Raw genomic sequence first — 11,234 nt, 5'->3', positions numbered from 1 at the left:
ATCAAATATCGAAGGTTGAGAGGGACCTCCCGCAAAAACTTGACTCACTCTATCTAGGAACATCACGAAACGCCCAAGTCCCAAATTGATGTTTTCGGGGCTCGCCCCGAAAACATCAAAGGTGCACTTGTCAAAGAACAATCATTCAACTGGAAATTGACTCATTTAGTAGGATCGAAACTTATTATACGAGAGTGTCTGGAAATTACTGATTTTTAAACGATGTCGAGAAAAATTTGACACATACCATTCGATTGCATTTTGCTTGGTCCCAATTCTGTACAACTTTTTCTGCCTTAATGATTCCATTTTGTCTTCTTTGAAATAATAAAATATGAACGCCCTATAAAAAAAGGATGATTTATTTTCACGATGTAAAGTTGGAATATATGTTTTACATTTAACTTTTTGTTGCATATATAAGTATATAGTTATATATTAATATAAGAAACTCATAAGTGAGGCGAATCCGATGTTAAATACGCTGATTGAATTAGATAACGCAGCTGCGATTTTAAAATTATTAGGGGATAAAACCCGGCTGTCGATGATGAAAATCCTTGATGGCGAAACTTGCTGTGTCTGTGAATTTGTTGAAATGTTTCAGATGAGCCAGCCTGCCGTCAGCCAGCATCTTCGCAAGTTAAAAGATATGGGATTGGTGCAGGAAGAGAAGAAAGGGCAGTGGGTTTACTATTCCATCCGAAAAAGCAACGAGTATTATCCTTTTGTAAAACAGATACTCGATCAATTGCCGGCTCAAAACGAGAAGTTACATGAAATGAAAAGGTTAAGTATAGGGAATTCTTGCTGTTAATTTGGGGGTCATCAGTTTGTCAGGTACATTGTTATTAGCCGTTATGATTTTTATTGCAACATTAGTGTTTGTCATTTGGCAGCCAAAGGGGTTGTCGATCGGCTGGCCGGCGATGGGAGGGGCAGCTTTAGCGCTTATTACAGGAGTAGTCAGTTTTAACGATGTCATTGAGGTCATCCATATTACTTGGAACGCTACCCTATCTTTCGTCGCCATTATCCTCATATCCTTAATTTTGGATGAAATTGGATTATTTGAATGGGCAGCATTACATATGGCGAGGATTGCGAAGGGCAATGGCATTAAAATGTTTGTTTTCATCAGTATTTTAGGAGCAGTTGTTGCCGCCTTCTTTGCCAATGACGGGGCCGCATTAATCTTGACGCCGATTGTGCTGGCGATGGTCAGAAACTTAAATTTTAAAGAGAAAATGATTTTTCCGTTTGTTATGGCGAGCGGTTTTATCGCAGATACGACTTCACTGCCACTTGTTGTCAGCAATCTGGTGAATATCGTGTCGGCAGACTTTTTCCATATTCCATTTGTCGATTATGCACTAAGGATGATCATTCCCGACTTTTTTTCACTGGCTGCAACGATTACAGTGTTGCTGATCTATTTCCGGAAAAGCATCCCGAGACAGTACGATTTATCAAAGCTGAAGGAACCTGCATTAGCCATTCGTGATCTGAAAATGTTCCGCATGTCCTGGTATATATTGGGGATTTTGCTGGCCGGTTATTTAGCGAGTGAATTTATCCATATTCCGGTTTCGTTGATCGCCGGTACCATTGCAGTTTTCTTCCTTATCATGGCGGGACGCGGCAATGCAATTGATACAAGGGCTGTCATAAAAGGTACACCGTGGAGTATCGTTTTCTTTTCAATCGGAATGTATGTTGTTGTATTCGGTTTGGGAAATGCCGGTTTCACTACAGCATTAGCCGGTGTTATCGAGGCTTCAGCCGAAAAGGGATTGTTCATCGGCACAATTGCAATGGGCTATATTGCAGCCTTTCTCTCATCCATCATGAATAATATGCCGACTGTAATGGTGGATGCATTGGCAATTGCAGAAACGCATACTTCCGGAGCTATTCGGGAAGCACTCATTTACGCCAATGTCATCGGATCCGATCTCGGCCCGAAAATTACACCGATCGGTTCGCTTGCAACCCTTGTGTGGCTGCATGTATTGTCCCAAAAAGGCGTCAACATTTCATGGGGGACTTATTTTAAAACCGGTATTACTTTAACGATTCCGATATTACTGATCACGCTTTTAGGTTTATTGATTACACTACTGATGTTTTAAAAGGAGTTTTGTTTATGACAAAGAAAAAAATTTACTTTTTATGCACGGGAAATTCATGCAGAAGCCAAATGGCAGAAGGATGGGCAAAAAAATATCTCGGGGATCAGTGGGAAGTTCGGAGTGCGGGCATTGAAGCACACGGTTTAAATTCGAATGCCGTCAAAGTAATGGAAGAAGTGGGCATTGATATTTCAAACCACAAGTCAAAACTGATTGATCCGGACTATTTGAACCATGCCGATCTTGTTGTTACGCTTTGCGGGGATGCAGATGAGAGATGCCCAATGACGCCTCCCGAGGTAAAACGGGTCCACTGGGGTTTTGACGATCCGGCAAAGGCTGAAGGGACGCCTGAAGAAGTTTGGAATGTATTCCGGCGAGTCCGTGATGAAATTGGCGAAAGAATTAAACGTTTTGCGGAAACCGGGAAATGAGAGCTATTCGTTTTCGGTTTTATATTGAAGTTGGAGTGAAGTTTAGATATGTGTGAAGTAAATGATGACCAAATTAGAAATCATGTTCGAAATCACTATCAAAAGATTGCTTTAAGCGTTGTAGGTTCTAATAGCTGTTGCGGTGGAGCCAATTGTTGTTCCCCTGAAGGAAATGGCCAACCTTTTGCAGAAGAAATTTCGCAAAAAATGGGCTACTCTCTTGAAGAATTAAAAAATATTCCCAATGGAGCAAATATGGGTCTGGGCTGCGGAAATCCACAAGCAATCGCCGATTTAAAAGAGGGAGAAACAGTCCTTGATCTTGGAAGCGGGGGAGGATTTGACTGTTTTCTGGCTTCCAAAAAAGTGGGGAGTAACGGAAAAGTGATCGGAGTTGATATGACGCCCGAAATGATTAGCAAAGCACGGAGTCTTGCCGAAAAGAATGATTACCGTAATGTAGAATTCCGTTTGGGTGAAATTGAAAATTTGCCGGTAGCAGATGGTATCGTTGATGTCATTATCTCAAACTGCGTGATTAACTTGTCTCCAAACAAAAAGAGAGTCTTTGAAGAAGCATATCGTGTATTGAAAAGTGGGGGAAGACTGGCGATTTCCGATATTGTATTGACAGCAGGCTTGCCGGAAGAGTTTAAATCAGACATGCAATTATACTCCGGCTGTGTTTCGGGTGCTTCCACCATAGAACAATTATATAAGCTGATGGAGCAAGCCGGGTTTAAAAATATAACCGTTGTCTCGAAAGATGAGTCAAAAGAATTTATTAAAGAATGGGACTCTGAACGCAGACTGGAAGAATACATTGTTTCAGCAATCATTCGGGCAGAGAAGTGAAATCGGCCGTAGTACCGGGGTAGCTAAATATTGAACGTGGAGGAATAAGGATGAAAACAGGGTACAAAATAAGGCCGGCTGTAACGGGCGACCTCGAATCGATTTTATTGATTTACAATCAAGGGATCGAAGACAGGATTGCAACATTGGAAGAAGAGAAAAAGGATCTTGAATATATGAGAGCGTGGTTCAACAGCCACACCGGGCGTTTTGCCGTCATGGTTGCTGAAAAGGATGATGAAGTAGTCGGATGGGCGTCACTAAACCCATATTCAAGCCGTTGTGCTTATGCCGGGGTAGCAGAATTATCCATTTATATCAGAAGAGACCAACGGGGCAAAGGAATTGGAACCTTATTATTACAGGAAATTGAGCAAGTTGCAATTCATCAAGCTTTCAATAAAATTGTTTTATTTACATTTCCTTTTAACCAGTTGGGGCAAGGGCTTTATAGAAAAAACGGATACCGGGAAGTTGGAGTATTTAAGAACCAAGGGAAATTAGATGGTAAATTTGTAGATGTAATGATAATGGAAAAGGTTTTTTGATGTTAAACTTCCATTACAATCACATCCTTCTGATTACGAAAAGTTAAAACGATATTAAACAGGCACATTATTCCAGGTACCTTTTTTCAAATGAATTCAGGTACATCTCCGGAATAATGTGCTTATTTTATTTCCTTATTGTTCACGGGCCCTTTGTCCGATTTGGACCGGCCTTTGAGATGCTGCGCCGCGCATCGAAGACAAAATGATGAGGATCGGGATACGATCACTATGCTCGTGAAAAAAACGGAAGCATGAACAACAAAAATCAAAGGCTCCTTGCCAAGAGGAGCCATACCGTTTTATACGAATAATTTTTTCAGGCGCGTGTTCACAATATTCATCCAGCCTTGTTCCATGCGTGCGCGGATGACGGAAGTTTTTTCACGGGCTTTTTCGATGATGTGGTCCGGTTCTTTCCAGCCCCCGTGTGTTAGTGTGAATTCAGTCTGATCATCGGCGCCTTTTAATGCGATCGGCAAAAACCAGCCGTCTTCATCCCATGCAAATGAAAGGAACCGCGGGGGATCCGCTTCCAGCACCTTGCAGGTTGATGGGCCAAAAGGCGACTGCAAAGAAAATTCGTATCCAGGTTCTGCTTTTAAATTGTTTGGCATAAACCATGCTGAAAGCCCTTCTGGTGTGGAGACGGTTTCCCACACTTGTTCGATCGGGGCAGGTAAGGTGGCAGTCACAATAATATCTTCCATACGTAAACCTCATTTCATTTATGTTGTCCGTTTTGACTGTATTAAAATTTTACCGCGTATTCAAGTGGTCTCACACATATCAAGTTTTCGCAGCTTTTCCCCATAAATAATAAATGCCCAAGCACAAAACGCCGGAAATGAGCGGCAGCCACCACGGGTAAGAGAAGGACGGTCCGATTTTCGGCATAAATTTATCGGTTAATATGGAGATTGCAAGAAAAAGGCATACGCCCAGATAAATTTTTAAGTAAAAAATGATATTGTTTCTTTTCGTATCCCCGGAGAATAAAGTTTTTTTCAAAGACAGGAGAACATACCACATAGCAAAGGCGATATACAGCAAAGAAATGCAAAAATTGATGGCAGCAGTTACCGGGTAAAAGTCTGGAATTGGTTTTTGAAAATGGATCCATAATGGTAAACCAATACCGTTGATAACAAGTTGAATCCCCGCCAGCATGATAACAATCCTGGTGATAAATGGAATCATATTGCGTTTTTCTTCTTTTGGCAATTGCCGGATGATTTCATCGGCAAAGGCTTTCGGGTCGCCGCCGAACATTTCTTCTGCCGTCTTGTTTTCTTTTTGTCCCTCCAGTAAATGGTCGAGCAGTTCCATCAGTACTTCCTCAGACTGCTGTTCGGATAACGTCAACTGCAAGCGGATGTAAATGAGTAGGTCCCCATAATATTTTTCGTTTTCCGGCGTTAATTCTTCCCGCTTGCGATTATTTTCTTCAATTAGCTGTTTCGCGGATACCATCCGAATTCCTTCCTTTCAATAAAAGATTGACAGGCTCAGAGATTTGCTGCCACTCGGCTGTGATCTCGTCCAGTGCGGCTTTTCCGGTTTCGGTTAGTTCGTAATATTTTCGGCTCGGGCCGGTATCGGACGGCCGCATCTCACCGCGTATCCAGCCATTTTTTTGCAGCCGTAACAGCACCGGGTAAAGCGTGCCTTCGCTGATATCCAGCAGGCCGGTTTCCTGGAGTTTTTTCGAAAGGATATAGCCGTATACCGGTTCTTTTTCTATCACAGCCAACACGCAGCCGTCCAAGATGCCTTTTAACAGTTGGCTTCGCGACATATGCATTTCTCCGTTTCAACTACTTTGTTATACAAGATAGTTTAGCAAAGAATCGGCTATTTTGCAATACAAAGTAGTAAGCAATCAATAGATCTGTGCGTTTTTCAAAGGAAAAAATAAAAACAACCAAAATGAGAGGTTTTTCATATGAAAAATTCGCAGGACGGCTACCGCTTAAACAACAGCGTTGAAATTCCCGGATTGCTGGGAGTGGACGTGCAGGCGGAACAATCCATCAGTTTTGCGATCATTATGAAAAAAAACAGCGGCTGGATGGGCAGACCGCTGGTTTTGCTTAAGATTGCTTTTTGCGTTTTGAAAAATAATGGAGGAAGAAGGACAGAATCATGTAGGCAAGAATCAAAAATACAAAATAGTTCGCCCAGAAGTTATCAAGATTTAGAAGTTCAAGTGTGCTTAACCCTTTTTGGATCCCCATGACAATCAGCACTGTTGCGGCAAACATAAAGAAAAGTTGGATATACCGTTTCACTTTTACACCTCCCCGATTGTTTTATGAGGGCAGCATCAGATAACCACTATATTTATCTTAAAAAGTGTTTTTTGAGAATACTGTGATGTAGATCATAAAAAATACATCATTTTGTGTCGGATTTGTGAAAGTTTTCAGGCGTGAAAACAAAGTTATCCATAGGTGTGGAAAAGGTTGTGTATAAATATATGAATTTTTCAACTTTTCCACAAGATAGCAGTTAGCTTGGCGCCCGCTTATCCACAGCCGCGGACAGTTTCATGCTATAATCAAATATAAATTCGGAAGCTATCCGGTGGAGGTTCTTAGCAACCCTCCCAAAAAAACTAAGAAAACAGCGGCTGCTTTTTTAGGTTGCTGTTTTTGATTGAAAGGAAGATCCCATTGAAAAAAGAAAAAGCACTCGTCGTTTTCAGCGGCGGCCAGGACAGTACGACCTGCTTGTTTTGGGCGAGGAAACAATTTTCGGAAGTGGAGACGGTGACATTCGATTACCGCCAGCGGCACCGTTTGGAGATTGATTGTGCGAAAAATATTGCGGCTGAGCTTGGCGTGAAGCATCATGTCTTCGATATGCGTTTGTTGAACCAGTTGGCCCCGAATGCACTGACAAGGGATGATATTGCGGTGAAAGAAGGGGAAAACGGGGAACTGCCGAATACGTTCGTGCCGGGGCGCAATTTGCTGTTTCTGTCTTTTGCCGGGGTGCTCGCAAGCCAAATCGGCGCCAAACATATCGTCACCGGCGTTTGCGAAACGGATTTCAGCGGCTATCCGGACTGCCGTGATATGTTTGTCAAGTCATTGAATGTGACGCTGAATCTTTCAATGGACCAGCAGTTTGTCATTCATACGCCGTTGATGTGGCTTAACAAAGCGGAAACATGGCGGCTTGCAGATGAACTCGGTGCATTTGATTTTGTCCGTGAAAAAACCTTGACATGCTATAACGGCATCATTGCGGACGGCTGTGGTGAATGCCCGGCCTGCAAATTGCGGAAAAAAGGGTTGGAAGAATATTTGGCCATCAGAAATGGGGAAAAGCAGCCATATTGATGCGGCTGCTTTTTTTATCCGAATTGTGGTAAAATAATGGAAAAAGAAAGGAGCAGGGGGATATGGCGGAAATCAAAACGGTATCCATCATTGGCCTCGGTGCACTTGGTATTTTATTTGGGAACCATTTATCAAAAAAGATGCCGGAGGGAAATTTGAGGATCATTGCAGACCGCAAGCGGATTGAAAGGTATGAGAAGAATGGCGTTTACTGCAACGGAGAGCGCTGCAGCTTCCATTATGTTACGCCGGAAGAAATAGTCGAACCTGCGGATTTGTTAATCTTTACCGTAAAATTTAACGGTTTGGAAGATGCGATTCAGGCGGTGAAACATCATGTCGGGCCGAATACGATTATTTTGTCGGCTTTAAACGGCATCTCAAGCGAAGAAATCATCGGCAGTACATACGGAATGGACAAAATATTATTCTGTGTCGCCCAAGGGATGGATGCCGTAAAGGCCGGAAACCGCCTGACATACGATCATATGGGCATGCTTTGTTTCGGTGAAAAAGAACCAGGGCTTTTTTCTGAAAAAATGAAAAGGGTTGCGCGATTTTTTGACAAAGCAGGTTTTCCGTATGAAGCCGACACCAATATGATGAAAAGGCTTTGGGGCAAGTTCATGCTCAATGTCGGCGTCAATCAAACCGTCGCTGTATATAAAAGCAATTACGGTGAAATCCAGAAAGAAGGGCCGGCCAGGGAGATGATGATTGCCGCCATGCGTGAAGTCATGGCCTTATCCGAGAAAGAAGGGTTCCCGCTGGGGGAGGAGGATCTCCGGTACTGGCTCAAAGTAGTCGGAGCGTTAAGTCCGGGCGGCAAGCCGTCGATGGTGCAGGATGTCGAAGCCAAACGGTATAGCGAAGTCGGTCTGTTTTCAGGTACGGTTATCGAACTCGGCAAAAAATACGGTGTCCCGGTACCTGTCAACGAAGAATTGTACAGGCGGATCCGGGAAATCGAAAGCACATATGCCGTAGCGGATTGATGTAAGTAAAGCTGTGGAATCAACCGGATTTCATGGCTTTTTTTCATGCGTATGGACTGTAAAATCTTAACAGCCCATTTTCAACAAAAAATTTCATTTCCCATCTTGTCTTTTATGCTCTTTCAGTATTATAATTTGGTAGTACGATAATATGGTAACGTACTAAAGTAAATTGATAAAAGGCAGGTTATTTTCTATGAAACGCTTTGTATCCGTGATGATCATCATTGCGGCAGTCCTTTCCGTCATGGCAGGATGTTCTTCGGGCAAATCTCCGGAGAAAAAAAACGATACGCTTGTAATCGGCATTGATGACAAATTCGCCCCAATGGGTTTCCGGGATAAAAATAACAACATTGTCGGATTTGATATTGATATGGCAAAAGCAGCCGCAAAGAAAATGGGGAAAAAAGTAAAATTCCAGCCGATTGACTGGAGCACGAAAGAACAGGAATTAAACAGCGGCCGCATTGACCTGATTTGGAACGGCTATACTATTACGCCGGAGCGGAAGAAAAAAGTGCTGTTCACGAAACCTTATTTGAAAAATTCCCAGGTTGTCGTCACACTTGCTGATTCGAAAATCACGAAGCTTAGTGATTTGCAAGGCAAGGTGGTCGGCCTGCAGTCACTTTCTTCGGCAGCCGATGCTTTAGACGCCAACCCGATCAAATCAAAAATCAAAAAAGTAACAGAGTACTCCGATAATGTCCAAGCCTTAAACGATTTAAAAACGGGCCGTCTCGATGCGGTTGTCATTGATGAAGTTGTGATCAATTATTATATGACGAAAGAGAAAAATACGTTTAAAGTCCTGAAAGAATCGCTTGCGCCGGAAAAATACGGGGTCGGCGTGAAGAAAGGCAATACAGAACTTTTGAAAGAACTGCAAAAAGCAATGGATGAAATGAACAAAGATGGTACATCCGCCAAAATTTCGAAAAAATGGTTCGGCGCAAATAAAGTATTGGATTAAAATGGGGGCAAAACAGGATTTCCGCGGGAAACCCTGTTTTGCTGTTGGAGGATATGCAACATGTCAACCGATTATATGCAAACGATCCTAAAGCCGATGCTCTCCGGCGCGCAAATGACGGTGCTTTTGTTTTTCATCGCCATCATTGCATCGCTTCCGCTTGGTTTTTTGCTGACATTGGCGGTGAGAAGCCGGTTTAAGCCGTTGTCATGGCTTGCACAGGCTTATATTTATGTGATGCGGGGCACACCGCTCCTGCTGCAGCTGATGTTTATTTGTTTCGGGCTCCCGCTGTTGCCGGTTATCGGGCAGTATTTGGTTCTGGACCGGTTTATTGCCGCAAGTTTAGGGTTCATTTTAAATTACGCCGCGTATTTTGCGGAAATTTTCCGCGGCGGGCTTTTGGCGATTGACAGAGGCCAGTACGAGGCGGCCCAGGTGCTCGGCTTAAACAAATGGCAAACAACAACGAAAGTCATTTTGCCGCAAATGTTCCGCATCGCGATACCGGCTGTGGCGAATGAATCGGTTACGCTTGTAAAAGACACGGCGCTGCTATACGCCGTCGCAGTTCCGGAACTGCTCCACTATGCCGAAACAGCCGTGAACCGTGATTTTACAGTAGTGCCGTTCTTCGTGGCGGCTGTGATTTACTTGCTGATGACGATGGTTTTAACGTTGTTTTTCAAATGGCTGGAGCGCAGGTTTACGTTTGAATAGGTTTGGCGGGGAATATCAGGAAGAATGAAAGCCTTTGAGAAGAGGAGGCGGACGAAGTGGCTGTCATTGAAATTTCAAATTTGAGGAAATCTTTCGGTAAATTGGAAGTATTGAAACAAATTACATTTGATGTTCATAAAAATGATGTTGTTGCCGTGATCGGCCCGTCCGGATCGGGAAAAAGCACAATGCTGCGCAGCCTTGTCCACCTTGAGGAAGTGGACGGTGGCACAATCCGGGTGCTCGGCAGCCGGCTCGTGGAGGACGGGGTGTATGCCAAACCGCAGGACATTAAGAAAATTACAATGAAAATGGGCATGGTGTTTCAGCATTATAATCTTTTTCCGCATTTGACGGTCCGGGAAAATCTCGAACTGGCGCCGAAAATGGTAAAGAAGGAGCCGGCTGATGCACTTCGCCAAAGAAGCAGCGAACTTTTGACGAAAATCGGGCTGGCTGATCGTGCGGACGCTTATCCTGCAAATTTGTCGGGCGGGCAGAAGCAGCGTGTGGCCATTGCGCGTGCCCTGATGATGAATCCGGAAATTATGCTGTTTGACGAACCGACTTCGGCACTCGATCCGGAACTGACAGGCGAAGTGCTGAAAGTTATGAAGGATTTAGCGGAAGAAAATATGACAATGATTGTCGTAACGCACGAAATGGGATTTGCTAAAGAGGCCGCCAACCGGGTGATTTTTATGGATAATGGCGAAATTATTGAGATGGGGTCGCCGGCTGAGGTTTTTGAAAATCCCCGAAACGAACGGACAAAGGCGTTTTTGAATAGGAGTTACAAATAGAATGATGGGTGCATGAATATGGTGCCCCCTTTTTTATTGTCTGTCAAATGATTGACAAATTTTGATATGAGTAAAATGTTTACGGGGAGCGGATAGTGATAATAATATTCAGACATAACCAAGAATAAAGAAAAGAAGCGCTCACCTTTGATAAAATGATTTTTGTGGAAAAACAAATGAAAGGTAGAGTTTCCATGTCTAAGAATACCGTTGAATTTCACGCGAGGCCTTGTCGACCATTGCCCGGTACTTCTTCGTTCCCATGTCTAACATGTCTAAGAATACCATTGAATGGACAAATTTAAAAACAATTGAAAAAGCTTGATTTAAACAACTACAAAATATCTTTCGTGGCCTTTATAAGGCGTCAAAAGACCATCCCGATGTAAAAATTTTGTCAAAATAGTCTTTAGTTAAAGCGGCG

The 11,234-nt window shown here is 43.2% G+C and carries 14 protein-coding genes and 1 riboswitch; of the genes, 11 read left to right on the top strand and 3 right to left on the bottom strand.

From position 1 onward, the window contains the following. Window positions 1–472 precede the first annotated feature (472 nt). The 5 genes from BpJC4_RS13690 to BpJC4_RS13670 are packed head-to-tail and all read left to right on the top strand — an operon-like array spanning window position 473 to window position 3,969. Entirely contained in the window at window positions 473–817 is a 345-nt protein-coding gene (locus tag BpJC4_RS13690) for an ArsR/SmtB family transcription factor (protein WP_151682002.1), read from the top strand. A 16-nt stretch (window positions 818–833) separates the two neighbouring features. Further along, window positions 834–2,132, top strand: coding sequence for an arsenic transporter (locus BpJC4_RS13685; protein WP_269467551.1), 1,299 nt, complete (start codon window positions 834–836; stop codon window positions 2,130–2,132). A gap of 14 nt (window positions 2,133–2,146) precedes the next feature. After that, window positions 2,147–2,566: an arsenate reductase (thioredoxin) gene (gene arsC / locus BpJC4_RS13680; RefSeq protein WP_151698042.1), complete on the top strand. Its 420-nt coding sequence runs from the start codon at window positions 2,147–2,149 to the stop codon at window positions 2,564–2,566. Window positions 2,567–2,614: 48 nt separating this feature from the next. Further along, window positions 2,615–3,421: an arsenite methyltransferase gene (locus tag BpJC4_RS13675; protein WP_151698041.1), complete on the top strand. Its 807-nt coding sequence runs from the start codon at window positions 2,615–2,617 to the stop codon at window positions 3,419–3,421. Between the two features lie 50 nt (window positions 3,422–3,471). Continuing rightward, the gene (locus BpJC4_RS13670; RefSeq protein WP_151698040.1) at window positions 3,472–3,969 is read left to right on the top strand and encodes an arsinothricin resistance N-acetyltransferase ArsN1 family A; all 498 of its coding nucleotides are present in this window, start codon (window positions 3,472–3,474) and stop codon (window positions 3,967–3,969) included. A 302-nt stretch (window positions 3,970–4,271) separates the two neighbouring features. Here the strand turns inward: BpJC4_RS13670 and BpJC4_RS13665 are convergent, their stop codons facing one another. The 3 genes from BpJC4_RS13665 to BpJC4_RS13655 all read right to left on the bottom strand — a co-directional run bounded on the left by BpJC4_RS13665 (window position 4,272) and on the right by BpJC4_RS13655 (window position 5,767). Continuing rightward, window positions 4,272–4,679 carry an SRPBCC family protein gene (locus BpJC4_RS13665; protein ID WP_151679666.1) on the bottom strand — a complete coding sequence of 136 codons (408 nt, stop codon included), beginning with the start codon at window positions 4,677–4,679 and terminating at the stop codon, window positions 4,272–4,274. A 79-nt stretch (window positions 4,680–4,758) separates the two neighbouring features. Next, the gene (locus BpJC4_RS13660; protein WP_151679665.1) at window positions 4,759–5,442 is read right to left on the bottom strand and encodes a DUF1129 family protein; all 684 of its coding nucleotides are present in this window, start codon (window positions 5,440–5,442) and stop codon (window positions 4,759–4,761) included. Next, a complete protein-coding gene (locus BpJC4_RS13655) occupies window positions 5,417–5,767 on the bottom strand; it encodes a PadR family transcriptional regulator (RefSeq protein WP_151679664.1) in 351 nt (116 codons plus the stop codon). The genes BpJC4_RS13660 and BpJC4_RS13655 overlap by 26 nt, the downstream gene beginning before the upstream one ends. A 147-nt stretch (window positions 5,768–5,914) precedes the next feature. Between BpJC4_RS13655 and BpJC4_RS16210 the strand changes: the two genes are divergently transcribed. From BpJC4_RS16210 to BpJC4_RS13625, 6 genes are all read left to right on the top strand, one after another. Continuing rightward, window positions 5,915–6,208, top strand: coding sequence for a hypothetical protein (locus BpJC4_RS16210; RefSeq protein WP_172967544.1), 294 nt, complete (start codon window positions 5,915–5,917; stop codon window positions 6,206–6,208). Window positions 6,209–6,552: 344 nt separating this feature from the next. Then, window positions 6,553–6,596, top strand: a riboswitch (PreQ1 riboswitch). A 48-nt stretch (window positions 6,597–6,644) separates the two neighbouring features. Further along, window positions 6,645–7,316, top strand: a complete 672-nt coding sequence (gene queC, locus BpJC4_RS13645) for a 7-cyano-7-deazaguanine synthase QueC (RefSeq protein WP_151679662.1) — start codon at window positions 6,645–6,647, stop codon at window positions 7,314–7,316. A gap of 62 nt (window positions 7,317–7,378) precedes the next feature. Further along, window positions 7,379–8,311, top strand: a complete 933-nt coding sequence (locus tag BpJC4_RS13640; protein WP_151679661.1) for a ketopantoate reductase family protein — start codon at window positions 7,379–7,381, stop codon at window positions 8,309–8,311. A gap of 247 nt (window positions 8,312–8,558) precedes the next feature. Further along, window positions 8,559–9,287 carry an amino acid ABC transporter substrate-binding protein gene (locus BpJC4_RS13635; RefSeq protein WP_503827267.1) on the top strand — a complete coding sequence of 243 codons (729 nt, stop codon included), beginning with the start codon at window positions 8,559–8,561 and terminating at the stop codon, window positions 9,285–9,287. A 60-nt stretch (window positions 9,288–9,347) separates the two neighbouring features. Further along, the gene (locus tag BpJC4_RS13630; protein ID WP_151679659.1) at window positions 9,348–10,007 is read left to right on the top strand and encodes an amino acid ABC transporter permease; all 660 of its coding nucleotides are present in this window, start codon (window positions 9,348–9,350) and stop codon (window positions 10,005–10,007) included. Window positions 10,008–10,063: 56 nt separating this feature from the next. Beyond that, window positions 10,064–10,810, top strand: a complete 747-nt coding sequence (locus BpJC4_RS13625; RefSeq protein WP_151679658.1) for an amino acid ABC transporter ATP-binding protein — start codon at window positions 10,064–10,066, stop codon at window positions 10,808–10,810. Window positions 10,811–11,234: the final 424 nt, after the last annotated feature.

Origin of the sequence: Weizmannia acidilactici (assembly GCF_008974185.1) — a bacterium.
In the GTDB taxonomy this organism is placed as follows: domain Bacteria; phylum Bacillota; class Bacilli; order Bacillales; family Bacillaceae_C; genus Weizmannia; species Weizmannia acidilactici.
Note: the sequence above shows the minus strand (reverse complement) of the source record. Positions and strands in the feature narration are given on the sequence as shown.